This window comes from Shewanella sp. BF02_Schw (genome assembly GCF_014596695.2).
Taxonomy (GTDB): domain Bacteria; phylum Pseudomonadota; class Gammaproteobacteria; order Enterobacterales; family Shewanellaceae; genus Shewanella.
Map to the genome: position 1 here is coordinate 222076 of NZ_JABKAW020000002.1, position 24767 is coordinate 246842.

Consider the following 24767-nt stretch of genomic DNA (forward strand, 5'->3'; position numbering starts at 1 on the left):
ATTGAACGAAATAATCAACTTCAGCGTACAATTATTTATATTCGCTACGAGTTCATGCGACACAAGTGAGATCTGATGAAAAATAATGAAGCTAAAGTGCCAACCAGTCGATTGTCCCGATTATCAAAAATGGGCGGACTGGCTTCTCGCCTTGCGGGTAATGTGCTGTTAGAAGGGGCAAAGCAGCTTAGCCAGGGTAAATCGCCGTCAATGCAACAACTGATGATGACCCCTAAAAATATTGGTCATGTGGCAGATAAGCTGTCGCAACTGCGCGGCGCTGCCATGAAAGTGGGGCAAATGTTGTCAATGGATGCCGGTGACTTAGTGCCTCCTGAATTGGCTGAAATATTGGCGAAGCTGCGTTCTGACGCTAAAGCCATGCCGCACAAACAATTAACTCAATTATTAGTTCAGCACTGGGGCCATGACTGGCTAGCACCTTTTGCCCAATTTGAACTGCGCCCGTTTGCCGCCGCATCTATCGGCCAAGTACATTTAGCCTATTTGGATACTGGCGAAAAGCTGGCGATAAAGATTCAATATCCAGGGATCCGCGACAGCATCGACAGCGACATAGATAACGTTGCCAGCCTATTAAAAGTCTCGCGGTTAATCCCCGCTAACGTAAAACTCGATACTTTATTGGCCGAAGCTAAAGCGCAGTTACATAACGAAGCAGACTATCACTTTGAAGCACAGCAAATCGCACTTTATCAGCAACAGTTAGGCGACAGCCCTCACTTCATCGTGCCTAAGGTGTATCCGAAATTGAGCAACGACAGCATTTTATGCATGCAATTTGTTGAAGGCGTCGCGATTGAATCGGTCGAACAGTATCCGCAAGATGTGCGTGACAAGGTTGCCAGTGCCTTGATGGAGCTGTGTTTTAAAGAGCTGTTTTGTTTTCAACTGGTGCAAAGCGATCCTAATTTTGCCAATTTCCAGTATCAAGCCGACAGCCAGAAAATTGTATTACTCGACTTTGGCGCCACTCGCACCATTAGCGACACATTATCGCAAGGTTATATGCAATTGATGCAAGGTGCGATTGCCGATGATAAACAACAAATGATACAAGCGGCACAACAAATCGGCTTTTTTCAAGACGCCATCGACCCACAACAAAAACAACTGATTATTGATATTTTTTACCAAGCTTGTGAGCCATTACGTACTCAAGGAACGTATGATTTTGGTGCAAGTAATTTGGCTAAAAGGATCACTCAGGCAGGTAAAGCCATGAGCACTCAACAAAATGAATGGCACACACCACCGACCGATGCTATTTTCATACATCGCAAGTTAGCAGGCATGTATTTATTAGCCGCTAAACTTAACGCCAATATTAATGTACACGCCCTGTTTAATCAGGTAGTTAATAGTAAAAACGAATAAGTTAACAAATAAGTAAAATAGATATATAAAATTGGTGTTTATTCACCCCAACAAGGAGAGTCACAATGTTCAGCCACATCATGCTTGGTGCTAATGATATCGACAAATCAAAAACCTTTTACGACGCCACACTTGGCGCACTAGGCATTAAACCTGGGATGATTGATCCTAAAGGCCGTTGTTTTTATGTTACTAGCGCAGGTGTATTTGCCCTCACTAAACCGCTTAATGGTGAACCCGCTTGTAATGGTAATGGCAGCACCATAGGTTTTCATGCCGATAGCGCAGAGCAAGCCAATGCTTGGCATGCTGCTGGTGTTGCGAGTGGTGGCGAAGCTTGCGAAGATGCTCCTGGTGTTCGCGACAGTCCAAATGGTCCATTATATCTAGCTTACTTACGCGACCCTTCTGGTAACAAAGTCTGTGTATTGCACAGACCAAAGGCATAATCGTCGTTATTTATAGTAACGTCTCTTATCAATAACTATGTCCAAATATAGATGAAACCAGTACGGTTTCATCTATTATTGATAGCTTAAGAATTGATAGCTTAAGAATTGATAGTTTTGAATTAATAGCTTAAGGCTATTGCCCATCGATTCGTTCAACACTATCCGCTTAACTCAACCAATGTCATCAGGCATGACTTCCCTCTATGTTATCCATTACTCACAAATTCAGTGATACACTTTAACGCCTATTCTTTTCGGCTGAACTTTGACTGAACGTTAATTGAGTACCATTATGTTTTCACGAATATTGATATTACTAGTTGGTTTTATTTGCTGTGTACCGCTTGCGATGAGCGCTGAGTCATCAGGCCAACTGACTATTACACCGCTCAGTAGCAATGCTTTGGTTACGGCTAACCAAGCTCAAGCGACACAAATCCAACTATTTGAATACCAGTCATATTTCAAAACTGAAGACTTTGGTTTGGTCGATGCTAATGGCTTAGTGGTTGTTGAAGGCAAAGAGGCTTATTTAATCGATACTCCATGGAGCGAGAAAGACACTATTGCGTTAGTCGAGTGGATAAAGCAGCAAGAGTTTGTACTCAAAGCCAGTATTTCGACTCATTCTCATGCCGACCGCACGGCTGGGATAGGTTATTTAAACAGTATTGGGGTTAGCACTCATGTGTCTGCAATGACTCAGAAAATATTGACCACACAACATCAAACTCTCGCAAATCAGCCGTTTGATGGTGACTCGTTTACCCTAGCTAATGGTTTACTCGAAGCTCGCTATTTAGGCGCTGGCCATACGCTAGATAACATTGTGGTATGGCTCCCTAAGGCGCAATTACTGTTTGGCGGCTGCCTGGTAAAAAGCGCTCACAGTAAGAGTATGGGCTACATTGCAGAGGCATCGTTAACCGATTGGCCAGTAACGATTAGTAAGGTTAAAGCGACATATCCTGACGCTGAGGTTATTGTGCCAGGGCATGGCGCCATTGGTAATGCTCAGTTGCTTGATCATACTCAAGGGTTGGTTAACGATTTCCTTGCCAAACTACGTTTAGATTAACATTCCAAAACAACCGAGCTCAGTAAATAATGCATCTGCTAGTTTGAAAGGGTAAAATAGCCGCCCTTTAGTGTAGTGAGTGTGTTTTTGATGTCTGTTAACGACCCGTGCTTTATTCCTTTTAATGATGCGATAGCTTTCAATAACACGCTTGCCGAACAAGGGTTACCTGAATCTTTTACCTTCCCGTTTTATTATCAACCTCATCCATTGACGATACTGGCAGCACAGCAGTTGCAGCAGGTGTTACTTGAGACGAATCCCTGGGGACATAATTTTGGCTTAGACAGCGAACATGACCTTGGCATGGTCATTGGTAAGATGTTTGGTGTGTTGGTGGTTAAAGACACGCACGGGCAACTTGGTTTTTTAGCCGCATTTTCAGGTAAGTTAGCCGACCAAAATATCTTGCCGCCGTTTGTGCCGCCGGTGTTTGATATGCTGACCCAAGACAGTTTTTTCAGTCATGAAAATAAACAGATTAACCAAATTAATCTGTCGATTAGTCAGCAAGAAGCCAATCCAGTACTGGCAACATTAACCGCGACGTTAACTGCGCAACAACACCAAGCGGAAAGTGAACTTGAGCAGCAACGTAACGCAATAGTTGAAGGTCGTAAAATGCGTAAGCTGCAACGTGAGCAAGCAGATGATGCATTAGCGCAAGCAAGCATTAACGACGGTAGCCATAAAACATTGTCTATCGAGTTAAGCCGTCAAAGTGTGCAACAAAAGCATCAGCTGAACGCATTAAAGCAACAGTGGCAGACTCAAATTGAAGTCACTAAACTGGCCTTAGATGCACTTGCGCAGCAAATCAAACAGCTTAAACGTCAGCGCAAACAACTTTCAAATGGATTACAAAACAAACTTTTTGCTCAATATCAGTTTTTGAATGTCTTGGGTGAAGCGCGAGATTTAAACGATATATTCAATGACGCACCTAACCATTTGCCACCTGCAGGTGCGGGTGAATGTGCTGCACCTAAGTTATTACAATACGCGTTTACACATCAATTGACCCCGATTGCCATGGCAGAGTTTTGGTGGGGTTCATCGCCTAAATCTGAGATAAAACAGCACAAAAACTTCTACCCCGCTTGTCACGGAAAATGCCGACCTATTTTGACACACATGCTAAAAGGCATACAAGTTGATAACGATCCACTGTTGATTAATCCGGGTAAAGATCAGCACATTGATATTATTTATCAAGATGATGCGATGGTGATTATTAATAAACCTGCGGAACTATTATCGGTACCTGGCAAAAATATCACCGACTCGGTGTTTAGCCGTATGCAGCAGCTGTTCCCCAATGCGACGGGGCCGCTGATAGTCCATCGCCTAGACATGTCGACCTCAGGCTTAATGGTGATTGCTCTCACCAAAGAAGCCAACAAAGCCCTACAACAACAGTTTATTCAACGCAGCGTGACCAAACGTTATATCGCGTTAATTGAGGGGGTGCCTAGCCAAGATGAGGGTGATATTAGTTTGCCATTGCGGGTAGATTTAGACGACCGTCCTAAGCAGCTAGTGTGTTATGAACATGGCAAGCATGCCGAGACGCATTGGCAGGTATTTAAGCGTCAACAACATCAAACCTTAGTTCACTTGTATCCTAAAACGGGTCGAACCCATCAGTTACGCATGCATTGTGCTCATCATGACGGATTGCACATGCCAATAGTAGGTGATGATTTATACGGTGTTGCGACCAACAGATTGCATTTACACGCCCAATATTTAGGCTTAAATCATCCAGTGACCGCCGAAGATATGGTGTTTGAAATCAAAGCCGATTTTGAATAGAGCAGTCGTATAATATAATCGCTTTTTGCTGAAAGTAGAAACGATAAAACCGATATTGAATTAACAATATCGGTTTATTTGATTAGTCTCAGTTCTATTGATTAGAAGTTACTAGGTTGCTCTTCTAAATGCATTTGCTCGACTAAACCTTTACCAGTACGTTGTTGGTAGGTAGATTCCGCTTGTTGCATTCTACTACGGCCGCTCGTCACCATGTTTTGGCCTTGTTCAATTGAACTCTCGCCTTCAGCAACGTTGGTATTGCCGTCTTCAATCAGCTCTTTACCATCTGCATACTTATCATCAGCATCTTCCCAAGCATCGGCTACATCATCCAACCTATCGACTAACACTACTGCACGGGCACCATTTTGAGCGCCGTTTAATGTATTCGCCATCGACTGAAATAGTTGACGTTGTTGCTGCGCAGCTTGTTTGGCTTGTGCTATTAACGCTTCACCTTCACGAATTTGGTTTTTACCTTTACCGATTAACTCACGCCCATCGATTAATAAACTGTTACCTTTTCTGAGGTCTTTTTGTCCTTGTTCCCACTGCTGAGACAAGTCGAGGTGTTGCTCACCTTCGGCTTTCACTTTAGACGCGAAATTATTCTGCGGTGCAGCACATCCAGATAGGCTAATAACACTGACAACAAACAAACTACACAGTACTGATTTCATGTAAACGTCTCTATATATGTGGTTAGGAAAGCGGCGCAATTAGATAGTTTAGTCAGTAAAATAGCAAGTACTGCGGCACATTAAATCGCGTTAATGAATCTAGTGTACTCGGGGGACAACAGCGCCGATTGATAAACTCAATAGTAAAAAACTCATCGACTTTTTATCTGTTTACTCAATTGATTTATTGCACCGTATCACCTCTGGCTATCAGTATGTTTTTGTCACTGCTAATGGGTAAAAATGCTATTCATATCACTGGCTATTTACGCTGATAATTTTATTTGACGAGCATTCGCCATCACAATAGCGCCCCCGAAGAGTAAGCTTATTTGATCAGCTTTATAGCAGTTTATTCTTGAAAGAGATAAGCGAGTCAGTTTGATAGCAGCGTGCTTATATGGAGCAGAAAATACATGGCGGATTACCAACATCGACTTAATTCACGAGGATTACGCAAGGAGAAAAAGTACAACAATGGCTCTAAAAAAGCGAACCTGGTGCTTTATTTAGTTAAAATAATACAGTGGTTAACTAATGGGTTAGCTTATCAATAAGCTAACCCATATAGATAAATAATGTTACAACTCAAACAACACATCAGTGCGGATAATGTATTTAACCCCAGAGAAAATAGGCTCTGAGCTGTGAATACAATGCAGCGGATGCATGCCATGTGGGAAACACAACACACTCCCCGCAGGCGTTCGCACATCAACTTGGCGCATATTATCACCGTGTTTTGCTGGTAAGCTTGGGTTGTCGGCATTGACTAAAAAGCGCGTTGCACCGCCTTCAAAGTCTTCTGTCAGTAAAATTAAAAATGTCAGCAGACTGTAGCGATCACCAAAGGCATCTCGCACTAACTGACCATCTACAACTTGGCTTCCAGGCCACGAACCATCTGAATGTGGCTTAAAGAAATCGCCTTCGTTATAGCGATAAAAACGAAAACGATTATTTAATCCTAAAGCAGCTTTACCACCAAAAATGCCCAAGTTATCATCCATAAGATGCTTAACTCTACTCCAAATCACTTGCTCTGTGGTGTTATCAACTACCCAGGTTAAGCTGTCGTTATGGCGTACATTGCGTGGTAATGACACCGCGGCGTCGGGTAAAAAGCCCATCGACTCACTGACCGAAATTAACCGTTTGCACTCATCTGGCGTCAATACATTCATTAATTGGAACGCACCTGGTACTTCGGCTAACATTTTTTTACTCACGTTAGCCCGCTCAGCATCCGTCAGCTCTGCTTCATTAAGCTCAGCCACATTAGCTTGATGATTAGCCCATGTTGGCAAAGCCGGATGTTCAGCACCGGGTTCTAGTGCCACCACAAAATAATCTGAATTTACACTTGTTGTGTTCATTTGTTTATACCTTTAACCATAAAATGGGCTAGCAATGCTTTACTAAAAAATGTGCTAATGACTGTTTACTAATGATGTTCTACAAATAAAAGCTTACTAATGACGGCTTACTCATCAATATGGGTTAAACCCAAAAATTAATAACTCATCACTCGCACTTGGGCAAATTGGCGATGCCCTGCAGCAGTACCATGAAAACCAAAACCACTATGCTTTGCTCCTACCCATGGAGCATTGCCCGCACCAGCACCTTGATTAACCCCAACCATGCCAGCTTCAAGTTGTTCAGCAACGGCTTTGGCACCTTGACCACCAAACACGACTGCAGCTAAACCATAGTGACTGTTATTAGCACGACGAATGGCTTCATCAATATCACTAAAACGGCTGATAGCCACCACAGGGCCAAAGGTTTCTTCACGTTCTAGGAGCATGTCAGGGGTAATACCTGAGACCACAGTAGGTTGAATAAACGGTAATGGATACTCATCACTACCGAGTAAAAAGCTCGCTCCTTTGGCTTTGGCATCTTGCAACTGTTCAAGCACTTTTTGGTGTTGGGTTGGATTCACTATGGGGCCAATATTCACATTAGCGTCGTCCCATTTACCGACACGGTAACGACTGGCTAAAGCCAACACCTTTTGTTCAAACTCATCAGCAATACGCTCATCCACGTAAACGCGCTCTGTTGAAGTGCACATCTGTCCGGCATTTTCAAACGAACTAGCGACTGCAAATCTAACCGCGGAATCGATATTAGCGCTAGCCATCACAATCAAGGGGTCATTACCGCCAAGCTCCATCACTAACCTTTTTAAGCCAGACGCAGCATTGGCCATAATGTGTTTACCTGCGGCCATCGACCCAGTAAACGCCACCATATTAATGTCTGCTGCCACTAATGCTTGGCCAAGGGCTTTATCACCTTGAACCACTTGCAACACATGTTCTGGCAGCACCTTATTAAGGGTATTAATGAATAACTCGGCCACCAGCGGAGTTTGTTCAGACGGCTTTAATATCACACTGTTACCCGCAATTAAGGCAGGCATTAGTAAGTTGTTAGCCATGGCTATCGGATAGTTCCACGGCGAAATCACTGCCACTACACCTAATGGTCGATATTGTAATTCGGTGCGATTATCAACTTGTTCAGTGGTTAGTGCATCGCTTATTTCACCGGCAAAATAAGGTGCATTTTGCACTGTACCGCCAACTTCATAGGTGGCACGGCGATAATCTTTACCCATTTCTTGGCCAATTAATGTTGCCAGTTCATCTTGCACTGCCACAAGCTGCTGATATGCCTTAACCACATATTGTTGGCGTTCAATTAATGACAAACGAGCCCACGCCTTTTGTGCAACTTGAGCGTTGGCGACAACTTGTGGTAACTGAGATATCGCTAAGGTTTCAACACTGCCAACCGCAGTGGCTTCAATATGCTCTCCGCCATCGACTTTGCGATAACTAGCGGGATCGTAAGAGGTTAATACTGCCATGGAGAAACATTCCTTAATGGTACTAGTCTAATTAATGTCTATTTTGCTACAATGGAATACAAAAGCAACCAGTATACTTTTAGTAACCTAGAATAACTTAAGTTAAATTTATGAAAACTAAAATTGAAACAATGACTAACGGTCAAAAAAAAGTTATTAATGCTTGTGCTGAACCCTGCTCGGTCGAGCGTGGAATGCGGGTATTAGGCGGTAAATGGAAAGCATCGATATTATGGCACTTGCAAGATGGTCCAGTGCGATTTAATGATTTATCGCGCATGTTAGGCGGGGCGAGTAAAAAAATGGTCGATCAGCGCCTTAAAGAATTAGAAGCCCAAGGACTGGTGACTCGACATGTGATTAGTGACCGTCCTATTGCTGTGTCTTATAGCATTACCGAACTTGGCCGAACTGCATTGGACATTTTAGAACGTTTAAAAGATTGGGCTGATGAATATATTGTTTAACAAAGTACGATGGCCTGTTTATCATCACAGATTATTAATTATCTGACAACACAACGGGTTAATGATCACAAAATAATAACACTATGTTAGACTTGTTATAAAAACGGATATGAAGTGCATGGAAGCCTTAAATTAAGGTGTTGTTATTTATGTTCCGCTACTTATCTGTGGTGATTTTCATCATTACATTTTTCAGTTCGCCAGTTTCAAATGCTAGACCTGCAGTCACTTTTTACACAGAAAGCTATCCTCCATTTCAGTCGCTAAATTCTCAAGGAGAATTGGTAGGCTTTTCGATCGATATTTTACATGCTACCCAGCAATATCTTGATTTTGATATCAATATTAAAATCATGCCTTGGAGCCGCGCTTATTATAATGCGCAGAAGTACCCGAATACGTTCATTTTTTCAATTGCCAATACCAACAAACGCTTAGCCTATTTCAAATGGATAGGCGACTTTTATACTGTGCAAGATATGATCTATAGAAAAAGTAATCGTCCCGACATTCAGCTTAAAACCATAGATGATATTAATCGTTACTCTATGGCATTATCGCGAAACGATGCCTCACTAGATCGGCTTAAACTCGATGGAATACATCCCAATGTATACCTAGTAAGAAGCCAACTAGCGGCGTTAAGAATGCTTAATTTTGACCGCGTAGATTTGATTTACAATAACGAAGTGGGTTTTCGCGAAGACGTTAAAAAAATGGGCTTTAAACTAAGCGATTTTACCGCTGTATTGCCTGTGGTAAACATGCCCATTGGTATTGCCACCCATAAAGATACAGATGAAGCATTAGCCAAAAGCATGCGCCAAGCATTAAACACCCTAAAACAAAATGGCCAACTTGAAAGTATAACTGATCGCTGGTTTGGTGAAGATTTAAGTGCTCAATCAATCATAGAAACGGCTGACATAAAGGCCTTAACTCAAGCTGTACAAAAATAGATTGTTAGTCATGACATCTCTGCTGTGATTTATCTCAGTTATTCCTAACTTACGCATTAGACGTTTGAACATCTTCAAGCCACTGGGCAATTTCTTCATCTTCTAAATCTGCCCAAGGTATAACCTGCCAAGTTTCATCTAGCAAAAACTCTTGTCGTAACATCGCCAACTCTTGATCAGTATCATCTTCCCATTCACTAGGCGGCCACTGACCACTTGAATATTCCAATAACATACCTGGTTCAGAATAGATCACCCCGTCAGGTACAACCGCTGAAAACTCAAAGCCCATGTCATCAGTTACTGTCACCAACGTAATTATTGGGGCGAATTGTTGCAGTTTTTGAATCATATCAGTACGAGTCAACAACAACTCCTTTATGTATATACTTTGATTAATGATTTAGTTGATTGAAATATAATCGACATACGAAATAGATGAATTTGATAATTAATTTAAATTTTACTATAAAAACAGTCAAGTACAGCTTTTATAAAATGGCTCGTCTATTGACTGGTAGGAGGCTCATATGAGTTATATTTACTTGACCTCGCTATATGAAAGTGTAGCAAAAGCTTTACCATCAATTGGTGTATCATCGTCCTCAAATGAAATGTTTGTAATTTTATTATCCACGAGTCCAACAGCTACATAGCTAAGTTTTTTGTATTCATCAGGTGCCCCGGATATTTTGTAAATATATCTGCTGCACGCGCTATTTGATGGTGCATAAACTCCATGGATTGTAATGTTTTCATGGAGGTAGTAAAGCAACGCTGTATAATTAGCGATTTTGTCAGGTATTTCATTTTCTGGAATATCAACTGCACGTATTTGGGTGTAAATGTATTTAACATTAAACCTATTTATAGGGTTAATGGAGTTTTTCAAATCAGATATAAGGTTAATGTAAACTTCTGAATTTTTTAGATTGCAAGTTTCCGCCTGCGCGACTGCCGGCAGCATTAGAAATATCGTTAGCAGAACAGATGCTTTCATGGAACCTTCCTGGTAAATATAACGTTATAGTTTTTATGCGTTGTGTGGTTTTGCAAGGAATAAATCGCTTGTTGGACTTAGCCTATGCCATATCCATATTAATCGGTAACTTTTTACTAAATGCAAGATGCTATAGGAATTTGATTTTTTAGGTAGTTGTTTTTTGTACAGCCTTGTAGCTAATCACCTGTGCTGATTGCGCCTTTTAAGAGAGGTTTTTCGATACTTTAGCTTTTATATTACCCATTTATGAGTTTTGCCACATAATGGGTCATAAATAAGTTACTTGCCTTGCTTGTAATGGGTTTGATTCAACTCTGAACTTGAGGACGTTGAAGAAAATGACGTGAGCTGGCCAAGGATGGCCATCTAGCTTTCGAGGGAAAGGGACGCCCCATCGGAGGCGTTAGCATTTTTGAATAAGGTCGAAGACGATTAAATACGCGATTTAAAGCTAAATCAATTTCCGTCGCGACCTTTTCGCTCTTTGAAAATGTTGCCGGAACGGCAGGGGTGATCCAAGAGGGGATTGCTGTTGATCCCCTTTTGGCCCGTGCAGGGTGGAACCTTGCGAGCTTAATTCAAACGAAGTTTGAAATATCTGGTGTGGGCGAAGCGCCACGACATTAGTGGCCGCAGGCCATAAGTTCAAGAAAAAAATGTTAATAATCAAAGCCTAACTGGGCTTTAATACCTTCGTTAAACGCATGTTTAATCGGCTGTACTTCGCTGACCGTATCGGCCAACTCAATGATATCACGGTGACAAGCGCGGCCAGTAATAATCACATGCTGCATCGCTGGGCGATTTCTCAAAGCGGTTAATACTCGCTCAAGTTCGATATAGTGGTAACTGACCATGTAAGTCAGCTCATCAAGCAGCACCATATTTATCGATTCGTCTTTAAGCAGTTTTTCTGCCTCAAGCCAGGCTTCCATTGCGGCTTGGGTGTCTTTTTCTTTGTCTTGAGTTTCCCAGGTAAAGCCGGTACCCATTACATGGAATGGCACTCCAGCACCTTCGAGTAAATTACGTTCACCACAAGCCCAAGTGCCTTTAATAAATTGCACCACTGCGGCTTTATGACCATGGCCCACAGCGCGGGTAATCGAACCAAAACCAGATGTCGATTTGCCTTTTCCGTTACCGGTTAGTACCAGCAAAATACCTTTTTCGTCTTGCGCTGCGGCAATTTTGGCATCAACGCCCACTTTGACTTTCTGCTGGCGGGCTTTATGACGTTCAGCTTTGCTTGCATCAATAGTGTTAGCTTGTTCATTTTCGTGGTTATCAGTTGTCATGAGATTATTCCTTTCAATGTATTCATGTCCAAATGCGCTTCTAATACGTCGGCAAGACGATTTAGTTGCTGCTCGCGAATTTGGTTAATATCGATAGTATGGCGACTGTCTAAGCCAGCCCATTGCAAAATAAGTTGGCATGCAGCGGGATGGTCAAATAATCCATGCACATAGGTCGCTAAAATTTGTTGATCATTACTCACCATGCCATCAAGCTTGGCCATCGCCATTGGCTGCTGGGCGAATTGTTCAATCGATAGCGGCTGGATAACGTCGCTTTGAGTGAGTGAAGACTCACCACAATGGATCTCGTAACCACTAAACTCTGCCTGCTGGTCTTGTAAGCGTAAGTGACCCCTTACTTGAGTTAAGGTTTTGCTGGCAGTTAATACGGTCGTAATCGGTAATAAGCCCAATCCGTCACTGCAACCAGCATTATCTTCAATACCGAAAGGATCATCAATAAGCTCACCGAGCATTTGGTAACCGCCGCAAATCCCGACGACTTTACCGCCATAACGTAAATGTTTTGTTAAGGCGATGTCCCAACCTTGCTCACGCACAAAAGCTAAATCTGCACGAACATTCTTACTGCCAGGTAATATGACTAAATCTGCAGCGGGCCAATGGGATGATTGAGCCATGCTCTGCATACTCACATAATGAAAATCAATATGCGGGTGTAAACGCAGCGGATCAAAGTCGGTATGATTACTGATCCTTGGGTACACTAACACCAATACAGACATACGCTGGTTGGCAGATAATGCTGTCGGTAATGAGCTTTGAGGGGTATCAATTAACGCATCTTCAGCGTCTATACTCAAGTGAATTCAAACTGCAGGTTTTAATTTCTGAAAGTTATCATTAATTGTATCACCGAGTGTATCGGCAATATCGGGGAGGGTGATGCTAAAAAAGTCAGTGATTTTTCGTCGGAATTCTTTTGTCGTTGCGAAGTATTGCCCATTCCTCGCATGCTTATTCATTACCTTCCACAATCGTTCTATTGGGTTTAAATTTGGACTATAAGGCGGCAGGTAATGCAATGTTATATTCAGATTTTTAGCCTCTTTAACTACTAAGGCATTTCGATGGTATCCAGCGCCATCAAGCACCAAATGGATAACACCACTTGTTGAGTAACGCGCTCTAATTTGGTTTAAAAAATCGATGATGGATGCACCGTTAACCGTTTTGCTATATTGCTCAATGACCGCTTCTGTTAAGTGACCAAGTCGGATTGCACCAACCACGTTAATACGGGTTCGGCTTCCCGTCGTTTCTATCGGTTTATCAACGCCTTTTTTTATCCAGCCTGCGGTGATTTTTGTGGCTTGGGTCGGATGAACCGCATCCATAAATAATAACGGTTCATCAGGGGTTAACGAGGATTTTAGTTGCTCATAATATTCAATGAAAGCCGTTTGTTTGTCTTCATCAAATTTGTGAGGAACCCCTTTAGGGTTTTTATAGCTGAACTGATGTTTATGCAGCCATTTATTGAGGCCTGACACTGTGTACTTAATCTGAAATTGTTCTGAGATATAAGCGACTATTTGATGGCTATGCAAGTAGGTCACCTCACACAGGTGTGCAATCAATAGTTCAGTTTGCTCTTGACTCAGATAACTTAAGGAGCCGCCACTATTACACGTGAGTTTTTGGTCGTGAGCATAGGCATCAATGTATCGAACTACGGTCGTTTCGTGAATACGTAACGCTTGGGCAATCATTGGCGTTGGCCAATTTTCATCGCGTAGTAAAATGGCTTTAATGCGATCACACTCACGCCTATCACTCGAGCTTTTATGTCGAGTTTCCAATGCTACTTTTTGTTCTGGCGAGAGTGTAATTTGTTTCATGGGGCTATGATGATCCCATTTGGGACAAAATCAAGCATTTTCAATGATCACGGGTATAGATGTAGATCGTGCAAATATGGTAATACGCCTAATACAGGTTTGTTGGTATAGGCTTCAAGCCAATCAATTCCTGGCTGCAACAAGCTGATATCACCGCGAAAACGATTTATCACAAAGCCTTTTACTCGCGCTTGCTCAGACGGGCTTAATAATGCCAACGTACCAACTAAATGGGCGAACACACCGCCTTTATCAATATCAGCAATAATGATCACTGGGCAATCTGCCTCTTCGGCAAAGCCCATATTGGCAATATCACCTTCACGTAAATTGATTTCTGCCGGACTGCCCGCCCCTTCAATCACCACTAACGAGTATTGTTGCTGCAAGCGCCTGTAAGATTGCATCACTGCCGCTAACGCTAAGGTTTTATAACCATAACTCTCGGGTCCGAAAAAGGCCTTGGCTTCTAATGTAGTTAACGCTTTACCGTGAATAATGACTTGGGCGCCAGTGTCTGAACTTGGCTTTAACAACACCGGATTAAAATCTGTATGGGGCGCTAAACCACAAGCAATAGCTTGCAATGCTTGGGCTCGGCCAATTTCACCACCATCAATAGTCACGGCACTGTTTAGCGCCATATTTTGTGGTTTAAAAGGCGCGACATTAATGTTTTGACGGGAAAATAAACGACATAAACCGGCTACAAGCGTACTTTTACCTGCATCAGAGGTGGTACCTTGCACCATTAATGCGCCACGTAATGTTGGAGCTTTTGGAGATTGATCGTCAACCAATGACATTATGCTTTTAAGGCCAACGGTAGGCCTGCGACCACCAAAGTGACTTGATCAGATATTGCTGCTATTTCTTGGTTGAGCCAGCCCGCTTCATCAACAAAACGACGATTTAACTCACCCATGGGAACTATGCCCGAGCCCACTTCATTACTGACTAACACCACATCGCTTTGCAAAGCAGACAAACTGTCGATGAGTAATGACTTTTGCGTGGCCCACGAGGCGCCGTCATTTAACAATAAGTGATTGGTTAATAATAACGTCAAGCAATCGAGCAATATGACTTGTTGTGGTTTATCTATCGCCACCAATGTTTGGCCAACGTCATAAGCTTGCTCGTGCAATGTCCAGCTATGGACGCTGGACATACGGTCTTGTTGGTGTTGATTAATGCGCGCAGACATTTCATGGTCTAACGCTGTGGCTGTGGCTAAGTAAACACAGGAATAACCAATAGCAGCGTATTCCGCCACACATTGCTCTGCATATCGACTTTTACCGCTACGCGCACCGCCCAACACCAAATGAATCATTAGCTTAATCCAACCGCTAAAATAACTAAGTAACAACACACTTCGCTGATTTGCTGCGCAGCGCCTAGTGTGTCACCGGTGTAGCCACCAATTTGTTTACGGAAAAAGCCGCCTAACAAAATGCGTACTAGCCACAAGGTAATAAATAGCACAAACGCCGCCAAACCGTTAAGCCATAACAACACAAAAATACCGCTGGCGATTAAAATAAATAAATCATTTAATTGCTGGTCTTGGGCAATCGGCTTTGATTTGCTGGTGTCGTCATCACGGACGTATTGCTCACTAAAAATCAAGCTTGATGCCACAACGCGGCTGAGTGTATGGCCTGCTACAAGCGCACTGACCGCCGCCATTGGGCTATATAAAGCCAGCTCGACTAGCAATTGCCATTTTAGCAATAACACTAATCCCAGCGACAAGGCACCATAACTGCCCAAACGCGAATCTTTCATGATGCGCAGCTTGTCTTCTACCGTCCAACCACCACCAAAACCATCTGCGGTATCGGCTAAGCCGTCTTCATGGAAGGCGCCGGTCACTAATACACCCGCGACCATGGCTAATAAAATGGCAATGCTTGCCGGTAAAATCAGCTGTGCGAGCCAAAATACTAACGCACAAATTAAGCCAATGAGTAAACCCACTAAACCAAAATAACGGCTAGCTTTATTGAGTTTATCACTATCAATCACCACCCACGATGGAACAGGGATCCGAGTAAAAAAACTCATCGCCACAAAAAATAAATTTAACTGCCGCAACCATTTTATCTCGCCAGACATGTTGTTCCCTTAAACCACATTATTAACGCCAGCATCATCGAAACTGGCCATTTGATTGTAAAAATTCACCGCAGCTTGAATTAACGGTAACGCTAACGCAGCGCCAGTGCCTTCTCCAAGTCTTAATCCCAGCGACAACAATGGTGTTGCTTGTAGCTGTTGTAACAGAAGCTTATGTCCTTGCTCTTGCGACTCATGAGCAAAAACTAAATAGCCTCTTGATTGTGGAGATAATTTTACCGCAACTAATGCTGCAGCAGTAGCGATAAAACCATCAATCACCACTAATATTTTTTGTTCCGCAGCCGCCAGTATCGCCCCGGTCATTTGCACTATTTCAAAACCGCCAACGTGAGCCAAAATAGCTTCAGGAGAAACTAACTCATGTTGATGCAAATCAAGTGCTTGGTTAATGAGTTTTGTTTTAATAACCAAGGTAGCATCATCAATTCCCGTGCCTCTACCAACACATTGCTCAACATCAATATTGAGCATAGCTGACATTACCGCAGTCGCAGCAGAAGTATTGCCGATACCCATTTCACCTAAAGCAATTAAATTACAACCGGCATCAACATGGCGAGCAACCAACTGTCGAGCAAATTCAAACCCTTGGGCGACTTTTTCAAGTGGCATAGCCGCAGCTAAATGCATAGCCTTAGTGCCTGCGCCTAAGCGTTGGTCGATAACATTGGCTTGGCCTGTAAGCGGTTGTAATATTCCGCAATCGATAATTTCAAGCTCAAACCCGACTTGGCGACAAAACACATTAATTGCCGCGCCGCCTTGGACAAAATTATGCACCATTTGAGTGGTCACTTCGCTTGGCGCAATCGACACGCCGTAAGCGGCAATGCCATGGTCGGCAGCAAAAACTAACATCGTTGGTTTAGTGATTTGCAGCGGTGTGCTTAACGACTGTTTATCGCCGCGGTACTGCACCCGAGCAATCTGTAGCGCCAAGGTTTCTAGCTGCCCTAATGCCCCTAATGGTTTGGTTTTTTGATTAATCTTATGTTGAATATTGGCATCAACATCTGACTTAACAGCTTCTATAACAAACATGAAAACTCCAGCAATTTGGGCAGATAAATTCAATATGATGTATTGCAGCACTCATCCAGTGCTTATCAAAGAGCTTATCTATGTGCTTATCTAATTCTTAGCTATGTGCTTAGCTATGTGCCTATAAAAAGAGCTCAGTGTTTAACGGCGTTGACGCAAAATAAACAAGAAAAATACGCTGCCCAATGCAGCAGTAATAATGCCGACTGGCAATTCTTGGTTAAATAAAATGCATCGTGCTATCACGTCAATCCACACCATAAATAAGCCACCTAACATCGCGGTTAAGATCATCGGCTGACGTCCGGAAAATAATAGCCTAACCGTATGCGGGATCATCAAACCAACAAATCCAATGCCACCACAAGTTGCCACCAACATTGCCGTAATAAGCGAACACAGTAACAGCATACTTAAGCGCAATTTAGCGACATTTATTCCTAACGTATGAGCCGTTTCATCACCCGCTTGCAGCGCCATAATTTGCCGTCTAAATGCCAACATAATCAATAAACTAACCCCTACCGTCACACTGGGTAATAGTAGATTAGACCAACTGGCTTTAGCAAAACTGCCTAAACTCCAAAACAGTACTGACGCCGCAGCTTGAGGGGTTGAAAAATACAACAGCAAGCTAGTCAATGCCCCAAACAGAAACGACGTTGCTACACCAGACAGCAACATACGTTCAACTTGGCTACTTCGACCAGGTCCCGACAAAATAAACACCACCAACACCGATAAACTGGCGCCGATGAATGCTCCTATCGGTATGCTTAATGTCGACCAAGACCACCAAGGTTGCGCGGTAAAGCTTGGCGCTATAGTCAATACACCAGAAAACATTTCGGCAAACAAACCGGTTTGACTGAATAACGACACCACCAGCACTGCACCAAATGACGCCCCGGAGCTAATGCCAAACAAATACGGGTCGGCCAACGGATTGCGGGTCACGGTTTGTAATACACTGCCTGCTATAGACAACCCTGCGCCAGCCACAAAGGCCAACAAAATTCGCGGTAAGCGTAATTCAAGCACAATACGTTGGGTTATCGTCACCGCATGTTCACTGCCTTCAATCGCACTCGGCATGTTGCCGCCTAATAAGGTATTAAATATCATTAATACGTCATTAAGATGAATGTTAGCCGCCCCAAAACTGGCGGCAAATATCGGGGTAAGCAGGGTAGCCAATACCAACAGACTGAAACAAACATAGTAGCGACGTTGCGATGCATCAATCATGATCGGGGCATCCTTTCTGACTCGGTTGGTAACCATAAAAATAACTGATCAGCGGCTTACCGTGTTGCGGGTGAAGATTAATGTCGCAGCACACACCAAACACGTCACTAATTTGCCGCTCGGTTAGCACTTCTGTTGGGGTACCTTTAGCAATTAATCGTCCTTGGTCGAGTAGCAGTAATTTATCGCACATTGCACTGGCTAAATTCAGATCGTGTATAGAAGCAATAACACTGATGCCTAAAGATGCAACGAGTTCAAGAATTTGAATTTGATAACGAATATCTAAGTGATTGGTCGGTTCATCTAAAATAAGAATATGCGGCTGTTGCACAATGGCGCGGGCAATTAGGGCACGTTGTTTTTCACCGCCAGATAACAGTTCATATTGTTGCTGAGCTTTTTGCTGTAATCCAACTTTGGTTAAGGCACTCACCACACGTTCACGGTCTTGGGCTGTGTTAGAGTCAAACAAGCCTTTATGCGGAGTAAGCCCCATCGACACTAATTGCTCGGTGGTCATGTCAAAATAATGCGGGGTATCTTGTTGCACCACAGCAATATTCTGCGCTAACAACTTAGAGGAATACTCACTGATGGGTTTAGAAAATATCTCAATATCGCCACTGGTTGGCACAATATAACGATACAAGCAGCGTAGCAGGCTCGACTTTCCTGCACCATTGGGGCCAATTAGTCCTAGCATCTGGCCTTTAGGCAAACTGAAATGAATGTCCGCCAGAATCGTTTTATTATCGACTTGCCAAAAAAGATGATTTACATCTAATACAGATTCAGACATGAAAGTTAGCCCGCCATGTCCAATTATTTAACACAAACATTTAATTAATAACTCCCCTAAGTCACCCGCTTAGGCATGGATATTGAGGCGATTCAAAGCTGGTATCTGACTTATGCACCAATACTCGATGGGTACATCTACAGTTGCGGGTACAGTTTGGGCTTATCCCAATTCCCAATACCTTGAAAGGCACTATGGTTTCGACGCAGATTATTACGACAATTATGACGCAAATAACTATTCAAATAACGGCGCTGATAACTATGCCAATAACTATGCCAATAACTATGCAAATTGTGACACTAATGACTACGCACGTTATGGCGCAGATTATTATGCAAATTATTACGCAAATTATTACGCAAATTATGGCGCAAAAATAATGACATTATGGTTGTAACGCTCAGCTAATGAAGTGTTACGGCCAATGTAAGGTAAAGCTCACTTTAGCGGTATTGTTATTCATTGCTGTTGCTTGAAAAGCGTCAACCTTATCAACATCATCAGGCCAATAGACATCGAGCACCATAATAGCAGCATAGGGGATCGCTAGGTTAGCGAATATTCCGCTAGATTGGCCAACCTTAAGCACGTAGCCCATTAAACAGCGCATCACCCCACCGTGAGTAACCACTAACGCATGGGGACAATCGACAGCTTGAGCAGTTTGCGGCAAGCTTTGCCCTTGTTGTTCGTCGATAGACAGTAAACAAGAGTGCTGCTGATGACGTGAGCGCCACAGTTCATCAACCACGCTCATGAGCCCGGCTTCTACTCGCGCAGCAAAATCGCTTACCGACTCGGCTTTATCAGGCGTGCTATCAGCCAACCATGGGTTATGCCAGTAAGCATCAAATTTACCTGGGTTTTGCTTATAAATTGCATCAAACGATTGCCCATCCCAGACACCAAAATCAATTTCTTGCAGTGCTGGTATCGTCGTTAACGGTAATGTTAATCGCTGCGTTAAAGGCTGGCTAAATTGCTGACACCGTTGCAATGGCGAACTAAACACATGGCTAATGGGGAATTGCAGTTCAGCAAACGCTTGCTGCATTTGGGCCATCCCAGTGTCGGTGAGCTTTACATCGGTTTGGCCGCGAAATATAGACCCACCTTCGCATTCTCCATGGCGCATTAATATTATCTTGGCTTGTTTCATTTAATTCAGCCTTGCTCTAGTGATAAAAATTCGCGTACTATGGACGTCTATACGTTTATATGTCTAAAATACTATCTTAAAAGATAATCATTTAGAAGATAATCATTGTACGCAACAATTGTCCACGGCAGTTGTCTGTAACGGTTAACGCAACTGCTGTAGGTAACCGTTGTACATATCCTTTGTACATAACAATGATGTTATCGCCCTACTATTGTAAAAATAAGGGTATGCTTATCTCAATCAAGGTATCAAGCAACATAGTGATAAAAAGGTAACTGTTATGGCGAAATCGACTTCTTACAGTCAAACACTTAAACAACTTAATGCATTGTTAGCGCAGCGTATTGTGATTTTAGATGGCGCCATGGGCACCATGATCCAAGACTATAAGTTGGAAGAAGAAGATTATCGTGGCGAGCGTTTTAAAGATTGGCATTGCGATGTTAAAGGCAACAACGACTTATTAGTACTCAGCCAACCGCAAATCATTAAAGATATTCATACTCAGTACCTGCTAAACGGTGCCGACATTATTGAAACCAACACCTTTAATGCCACCACCATTGCCATGGCCGACTACGATATGCAGTCGCTAGCCGCTGAAATTAACCTTGCTGGCGCCCGAGTCGCCCGCCAAGCGGCCGACGAAGTGGCCGCGCAAACAGGTTCACCACGTTATGTTGCTGGTGTATTAGGCCCAACCAACCGTACTTGCTCTATCAGTCCAGACGTTAACGACCCAGCGTTTCGTAATGTCAGTTTCGACCAATTAGTCGACGCTTATGTCGAATCCACCAGCGCCTTAATTGAAGGTGGCGCCGATATCATTATGGTTGAAACCATTTTTGATACTTTAAACGCCAAAGCCGCCCTATTTGCGATTGAAAAAGTATTCGATCAACTTGGCGATCGCCTACCTGTTATGATCTCTGGCACTATTACCGACGCCTCTGGTCGTACATTAACCGGCCAAACCACCGAAGCGTTTTATAACTCTTTGCGCCATATCAAGCCGTTATCGATTGGCCTTAACTGCGCCCTCGGACCAAAAGAGCTGCGCCCGTACGTTGAAGAATTATCACGTATTGCCGAATGTTATGTCTCTGCCCACCCAAATGCTGGCTTACCCAACGAATTTGGTGGCTACGATGAAACCCCAGAAGAAATGGCCGAAGTCATTAATCAATGGGCGCAAGAAGGCATGCTCAATATTGTCGGCGGTTGTTGTGGTAGTACACCCGCACACATTAGTGCTATTCGTGAAGCGGTACTCAGACACGAACCAAGACAGATACCAGATATACCTGTTGCGTGTCGTTTATCGGGCCTAGAGCCACTCACCATCGACAAAAACTCGTTATTTGTTAACGTCGGTGAGCGCGCTAACGTGACCGGTTCGGCTAAGTTTTTACGCTTAATTAAAGAAGAAAAGTTTGAAGAAGCCTTAGATGTCGTGCGCGAGCAGGTTGAAAATGGCGCGCAAATTATCGACGTCAACATGGACGAAGGTATGCTTGATGGCGTGGCGTCAATGGCGAAGTTTTTAAACTTAATCGCCTCTGAGCCCGACATCTCCCGCGTGCCCATCATGATTGACTCATCAAAGTGGGAAGTGATTGAAGCTGGGCTTAAATGCGTTCAAGGCAAGTCGATTGTTAACTCTATTTCGATGAAAGAAGGCGAAGCCAAATTTATTGAACAAGCCACCTTAGTAAAACGCTATGGTGCGGCAGCCATTATAATGGCCTTTGACGAAGACGGCCAAGCCGATACACGTGAGCGTAAAACCCAAATCTGTACCCGTGCTTATCGCATTTTGGTTGATGTTGTTGGCTTTCCACCAGAAGACATTATTTTTGACCCTAACATTTTCGCCATTGCCACCGGTATTGATGAACACGACAACTATGCCGTCGACTTTATCGAATCGATAAAAGACATCAAAGCCACCTTGCCACACGCAATGATCTCAGGCGGCGTGTCTAACGTGTCATTCTCGTTCCGCGGTAACAACCCAGTACGCGAAGCCATTCACGCGGTGTTTTTATACCATGCCATTCAAGCCGGCATGGACATGGGTATTGTTAACGCTGGTCAGTTAGCCATATACGATGATATTGAACCAGAGCTGAAAAAACGGGTTGAAAACGTAGTTCAAAACTTACCATGTCCGGTAGCCGACTCAAGTAACACCGAACAACTGCTCGACATCGCTGAAAGCTTTAGAGGCGATGGCTCGCAAGTGGCCAAAAAAGAAGATTTAGCTTGGCGCAATTGGCCGGTGTCCAAACGCTTGTCGCACGCATTGGTTAAAGGCATTACCGAATTTATTGATGAAGACACCGAAGCTGCTCGCCAAGAAGCCGTGCGTCCGCTCGATGTTATCGAAGGCTCGTTAATGGACGGCATGAACGTGGTCGGCGACTTATTTGGCGCGGGCAAAATGTTCTTACCGCAAGTGGTCAAATCGGCACGAGTAATGAAAAAAGCCGTCGCTTACCTAAACCCATATATTGAGCTTGAAAAGGTTGCTGGCCAGTCAAACGGGCGAATTTTAATGGTCACCGTAAAAGGTGATGTGCATGACATCGGTAAAAATATTGTTGGAGTAGTACTTGCCTGTAACGGCTACGAAGTGGTCGATCTTGGGGTCATGGTATCTGTCGATAAAATTCTCGATGCAGTAAAAGAGCATAATATCGACATCATCGGCATGTCAGGTTTAATCACGCCAAGCTTGGATGAAATGGTTCACAACGTGAAAACCTTCCACCGTGAAGGCTTAACCATCCCTGCGATTATCGGTGGTGCAACCTGCTCTAAAATTCATACTGCAGTAAAAATAGCACCGCATTACCCACACGGCGCAATTTACATTGCCGATGCATCTCGCGCTGTACCTATGGTGTCTAAGCTGATTAATAACGCCACTCGCCAAGCAACCATCGACGAAGCCTACGCAGAATACGACATGATGCGTGAAAAACGTTTGTCGCAAACCAAGCGTAAAACCATCGTGTCGATTGAAGCCGCGCGTGATAATCGCTGTAAACACGACTGGGAAAACTACACCCCATTTACGCCTAATGTATTAGGTCGCCAGGTGTTTGATGACTATCCATTAGAAGACCTAGTCGAACGTATCGATTGGACACCGTTCTTTAGAAGCTGGGAACTGCACGGTCATTACCCTGAAATTTTAAAAGACAAAGTCGTTGGTGAAGAAGCGGTTAAATTGTTTGCCGACGGCCAAGCCATGCTGAAACAAATTATTGCTGAAAAATGGCTTACCGCCAAAGCCGTGATCGGTTTATTCCCAGCCAATACCGTCAACCATGACGACATTGAACTGTATACCGATGAAAGCCGCACCACATTGGAAATGACCACCCATCATTTACGTATGCAGCTTGAACGCGTCGGTAACGACAACTTCTGTTTATCAGACTTTGTTGCACCAAAAGATTCAGGCGTTGCCGATTACATGGGCGGTTTTGCGGTAACGACGGGACACGGTATTGATGAACATGTTGCCCGTTTTGAAGCCAATCATGATGACTACAACGCGATTATGCTCAAATGTTTAGCAGACCGTTTAGCCGAAGCTTTTGCCGAGCGCATGCACGAACGTGTTCGTAAAGAGTTTTGGGGTTATGCCGCAGATGAAGTGCTCGACAATGAAGCGTTAATTCGCGAACGTTATAAAGGTATTCGCCCAGCGCCAGGTTACCCAGCATGCCCAGACCACACAGAAAAAGGTTTGTTATGGGATTTACTCAAACCCGATGAAACGATTGATTTGAATATCACCGAAAGCTTTGCCATGTACCCAACGGCAGCGGTATCTGGCTGGTACTTTGCCCATCCGAAATCGCGCTATTTTGGCGTGACCAATATTGGTAAAGATCAAGTTGAGGATTATGCCCAGCGCAAAGGCATGACGTTGGCAGAAGCAGAGAAGTGGTTGTCACCGATATTGGACTATGATCCCGAATAGATTTATTTCGAATAGAATGAGATCAAGAGTAGAAAGATATCCTGAATAGAGAAAGACCCAGAGTAGATAGTGCTTCTGAATAAAAAGTGAACCTGAACAAAGAGTAACCTTGAGTCATCACGGTTACTCTTTTTTATGTCCAAACTTCGTTTGGATTTTGGTCAAAAGGCTCCATACTGCACGGGTCAAATCAAGCGTTATTCCGGCAATGCTTTTTAGCCGGGATCCAGCTTCGTCGTTCTTACAATAAATAACTTAAAACGTCTTTGATCTTCTCAATTTAATTTACTGCTGGATAAAGTAAAAATATCTCAACTGGACATACCCTTTTCATCATTACACTATAAAAAATAGTCATTTATAATAATAGATACCCTTAAAGAATCACTCTACAATAACTTCGTTTAAAAAATAATCATATGAATTAAAAAGCAGGGAGTTGCTTCATCTATGGCCTATAGAGCATATAT

At 43.3% G+C, this 24767-nt stretch carries 20 protein-coding genes, 2 pseudogenes and 1 riboswitch; of the genes and pseudogenes, 7 read left to right on the plus strand and 15 right to left on the minus strand.

The genetic code is table 11. The features are described 5' to 3' along the window. Positions 1-75 precede the first annotated feature (75 nt). The 4 genes from HNW13_RS09425 to HNW13_RS09440 all read left to right on the plus strand — a co-directional run bounded on the left by HNW13_RS09425 (position 76) and on the right by HNW13_RS09440 (position 4743). A complete protein-coding gene (locus HNW13_RS09425) occupies positions 76-1398 on the plus strand; it encodes an AarF/ABC1/UbiB kinase family protein (RefSeq protein ID WP_192115754.1) in 1323 nt (440 codons plus the stop codon). A 65-nt stretch (positions 1399-1463) separates the two neighbouring features. Next, entirely contained in the window at positions 1464-1847 is a 384-nt protein-coding gene (locus HNW13_RS09430; RefSeq protein WP_101085857.1) for a VOC family protein, read from the plus strand. Positions 1848-2142: 295 nt separating this feature from the next. Next, a complete protein-coding gene (gene bla / locus HNW13_RS09435) occupies positions 2143-2928 on the plus strand; it encodes a subclass B1 metallo-beta-lactamase (protein ID WP_192115753.1) in 786 nt (261 codons plus the stop codon). Positions 2929-3018: 90 nt separating this feature from the next. Continuing rightward, positions 3019-4743, plus strand: a complete 1725-nt coding sequence (locus tag HNW13_RS09440) for a pseudouridine synthase (protein ID WP_192115752.1) — start codon at positions 3019-3021, stop codon at positions 4741-4743. A 101-nt stretch (positions 4744-4844) separates the two neighbouring features. Here HNW13_RS09440 and HNW13_RS09445 read toward each other — a convergent pair whose 3' ends face one another. The 3 genes from HNW13_RS09445 to HNW13_RS09455 all read right to left on the minus strand — a co-directional run bounded on the left by HNW13_RS09445 (position 4845) and on the right by HNW13_RS09455 (position 8307). Beyond that, positions 4845-5426: a hypothetical protein gene (locus HNW13_RS09445; RefSeq protein WP_192115751.1), complete on the minus strand. Its 582-nt coding sequence runs from the start codon at positions 5424-5426 to the stop codon at positions 4845-4847. Positions 5427-6007: 581 nt separating this feature from the next. Next, a complete protein-coding gene (locus tag HNW13_RS09450) occupies positions 6008-6802 on the minus strand; it encodes a 2OG-Fe(II) oxygenase (protein ID WP_192115750.1) in 795 nt (264 codons plus the stop codon). Positions 6803-6939: 137 nt separating this feature from the next. Then, a complete protein-coding gene (locus tag HNW13_RS09455; protein WP_192115749.1) occupies positions 6940-8307 on the minus strand; it encodes an aldehyde dehydrogenase family protein in 1368 nt (455 codons plus the stop codon). Between the two features lie 110 nt (positions 8308-8417). On the opposite strand from HNW13_RS09455, the gene HNW13_RS09460 reads away from it, so the two are divergent. Continuing rightward, a complete protein-coding gene (locus HNW13_RS09460) occupies positions 8418-8774 on the plus strand; it encodes a helix-turn-helix domain-containing protein (RefSeq protein WP_101085863.1) in 357 nt (118 codons plus the stop codon). 149 nt (positions 8775-8923) lie between these two features. After that, positions 8924-9733, plus strand: a complete 810-nt coding sequence (locus HNW13_RS09465) for a transporter substrate-binding domain-containing protein (protein WP_192115747.1) — start codon at positions 8924-8926, stop codon at positions 9731-9733. A gap of 49 nt (positions 9734-9782) precedes the next feature. Here HNW13_RS09465 and HNW13_RS09470 read toward each other — a convergent pair whose 3' ends face one another. The 12 genes and pseudogenes from HNW13_RS09470 to HNW13_RS09525 all read right to left on the minus strand — a co-directional run bounded on the left by HNW13_RS09470 (position 9783) and on the right by HNW13_RS09525 (position 20297). Beyond that, positions 9783-10100, minus strand: coding sequence for a hypothetical protein (locus HNW13_RS09470; RefSeq protein ID WP_192115745.1), 318 nt, complete (start codon positions 10098-10100; stop codon positions 9783-9785). Between the two features lie 174 nt (positions 10101-10274). Then, positions 10275-10733: a hypothetical protein gene (locus HNW13_RS09475; RefSeq protein ID WP_182745239.1), complete on the minus strand. Its 459-nt coding sequence runs from the start codon at positions 10731-10733 to the stop codon at positions 10275-10277. A 662-nt stretch (positions 10734-11395) separates the two neighbouring features. Then, on the minus strand, positions 11396-12034 hold the full coding sequence (cobO, locus tag HNW13_RS09480) for a cob(I)yrinic acid a,c-diamide adenosyltransferase (protein ID WP_101085867.1): 639 nt from the start codon (positions 12032-12034) through the stop codon (positions 11396-11398). Continuing rightward, a pseudogene (locus tag HNW13_RS09485) lies at positions 12031-12867 on the minus strand (cobyric acid synthase CobQ); the annotation flags it as partial. The gene cobO and the pseudogene HNW13_RS09485, both read right to left, overlap by 4 nt. After that, complete coding sequence (locus HNW13_RS09490; protein WP_124013279.1) at positions 12868-13899, minus strand: IS630 family transposase; 1032 nt, start codon at positions 13897-13899, stop codon at positions 12868-12870. A 56-nt stretch (positions 13900-13955) separates the two neighbouring features. Further along, positions 13956-14705 (minus strand): annotated as a pseudogene (locus HNW13_RS09495) (cobyric acid synthase); the annotation flags it as partial. Next, the gene (cobU, locus tag HNW13_RS09500) at positions 14705-15235 is read right to left on the minus strand and encodes a bifunctional adenosylcobinamide kinase/adenosylcobinamide-phosphate guanylyltransferase (RefSeq protein ID WP_101085869.1); all 531 of its coding nucleotides are present in this window, start codon (positions 15233-15235) and stop codon (positions 14705-14707) included. The gene cobU and the pseudogene HNW13_RS09495, both read right to left, overlap by 1 nt. Further along, positions 15235-16020 carry an adenosylcobinamide-GDP ribazoletransferase gene (locus HNW13_RS09505; RefSeq protein WP_101085870.1) on the minus strand — a complete coding sequence of 262 codons (786 nt, stop codon included), beginning with the start codon at positions 16018-16020 and terminating at the stop codon, positions 15235-15237. The genes cobU and HNW13_RS09505 overlap by 1 nt, the downstream gene beginning before the upstream one ends. Before the next feature lie 9 nt (positions 16021-16029). Further along, a complete protein-coding gene (gene cobT / locus HNW13_RS09510) occupies positions 16030-17085 on the minus strand; it encodes a nicotinate-nucleotide--dimethylbenzimidazole phosphoribosyltransferase (RefSeq protein WP_192115743.1) in 1056 nt (351 codons plus the stop codon). 141 nt (positions 17086-17226) lie between these two features. After that, on the minus strand, positions 17227-18333 hold the full coding sequence (locus HNW13_RS09515) for an iron ABC transporter permease (RefSeq protein ID WP_162022469.1): 1107 nt from the start codon (positions 18331-18333) through the stop codon (positions 17227-17229). After that, the gene (locus HNW13_RS09520) at positions 18326-19135 is read right to left on the minus strand and encodes an ABC transporter ATP-binding protein (protein ID WP_101085873.1); all 810 of its coding nucleotides are present in this window, start codon (positions 19133-19135) and stop codon (positions 18326-18328) included. Before HNW13_RS09520 ends, HNW13_RS09515 begins: the two co-directional genes overlap by 8 nt. A gap of 78 nt (positions 19136-19213) precedes the next feature. Then, positions 19214-19347: riboswitch (cobalamin riboswitch) on the minus strand. 206 nt (positions 19348-19553) lie between these two features. Further along, complete coding sequence (locus HNW13_RS09525; protein ID WP_192115741.1) at positions 19554-20297, minus strand: histidine phosphatase family protein; 744 nt, start codon at positions 20295-20297, stop codon at positions 19554-19556. A gap of 283 nt (positions 20298-20580) precedes the next feature. Here HNW13_RS09525 and metH point away from each other — a divergent pair, with 283 nt between their 5' ends. Continuing rightward, positions 20581-24297, plus strand: coding sequence for a methionine synthase (gene metH, locus HNW13_RS09530; protein WP_192115740.1), 3717 nt, complete (start codon positions 20581-20583; stop codon positions 24295-24297). The last annotated feature ends 470 nt before the right edge of the window (positions 24298-24767 follow it).

What these genes read in the sequence shown, in the direction of transcription:
- HNW13_RS09425 (WP_192115754.1), top strand. Translation starts at nt 76, where the DNA reads ATGAAAAATAATGAAGCTAAAGTGCCAACCAGTCGATTGTCCCGATTA.
- HNW13_RS09430 (WP_101085857.1), top strand. Translation starts at nt 1,464, where the DNA reads ATGTTCAGCCACATCATGCTTGGTGCTAATGATATCGACAAATCAAAA.
- bla (WP_192115753.1), top strand. Translation starts at nt 2,143, where the DNA reads ATGTTTTCACGAATATTGATATTACTAGTTGGTTTTATTTGCTGTGTA.
- HNW13_RS09440 (WP_192115752.1), top strand. Translation starts at nt 3,019, where the DNA reads ATGTCTGTTAACGACCCGTGCTTTATTCCTTTTAATGATGCGATAGCT.
- HNW13_RS09445 (WP_192115751.1), bottom strand. Translation starts at nt 5,426, where the DNA reads ATGAAATCAGTACTGTGTAGTTTGTTTGTTGTCAGTGTTATTAGCCTA.
- HNW13_RS09450 (WP_192115750.1), bottom strand. Translation starts at nt 6,802, where the DNA reads ATGAACACAACAAGTGTAAATTCAGATTATTTTGTGGTGGCACTAGAA.
- HNW13_RS09455 (WP_192115749.1), bottom strand. Translation starts at nt 8,307, where the DNA reads ATGGCAGTATTAACCTCTTACGATCCCGCTAGTTATCGCAAAGTCGAT.
- HNW13_RS09460 (WP_101085863.1), top strand. Translation starts at nt 8,418, where the DNA reads ATGAAAACTAAAATTGAAACAATGACTAACGGTCAAAAAAAAGTTATT.
- HNW13_RS09465 (WP_192115747.1), top strand. Translation starts at nt 8,924, where the DNA reads ATGTTCCGCTACTTATCTGTGGTGATTTTCATCATTACATTTTTCAGT.
- HNW13_RS09475 (WP_182745239.1), bottom strand. Translation starts at nt 10,733, where the DNA reads ATGAAAGCATCTGTTCTGCTAACGATATTTCTAATGCTGCCGGCAGTC.
- cobO (WP_101085867.1), bottom strand. Translation starts at nt 12,034, where the DNA reads ATGACAACTGATAACCACGAAAATGAACAAGCTAACACTATTGATGCA.
- HNW13_RS09490 (WP_124013279.1), bottom strand. Translation starts at nt 13,899, where the DNA reads ATGAAACAAATTACACTCTCGCCAGAACAAAAAGTAGCATTGGAAACT.
- cobU (WP_101085869.1), bottom strand. Translation starts at nt 15,235, where the DNA reads ATGATTCATTTGGTGTTGGGCGGTGCGCGTAGCGGTAAAAGTCGATAT.
- HNW13_RS09505 (WP_101085870.1), bottom strand. Translation starts at nt 16,020, where the DNA reads ATGTCTGGCGAGATAAAATGGTTGCGGCAGTTAAATTTATTTTTTGTG.
- cobT (WP_192115743.1), bottom strand. Translation starts at nt 17,085, where the DNA reads ATGTTTGTTATAGAAGCTGTTAAGTCAGATGTTGATGCCAATATTCAA.
- HNW13_RS09515 (WP_162022469.1), bottom strand. Translation starts at nt 18,333, where the DNA reads ATGATTGATGCATCGCAACGTCGCTACTATGTTTGTTTCAGTCTGTTG.
- HNW13_RS09520 (WP_101085873.1), bottom strand. Translation starts at nt 19,135, where the DNA reads ATGTCTGAATCTGTATTAGATGTAAATCATCTTTTTTGGCAAGTCGAT.
- HNW13_RS09525 (WP_192115741.1), bottom strand. Translation starts at nt 20,297, where the DNA reads ATGAAACAAGCCAAGATAATATTAATGCGCCATGGAGAATGCGAAGGT.
- metH (WP_192115740.1), top strand. Translation starts at nt 20,581, where the DNA reads ATGGCGAAATCGACTTCTTACAGTCAAACACTTAAACAACTTAATGCA.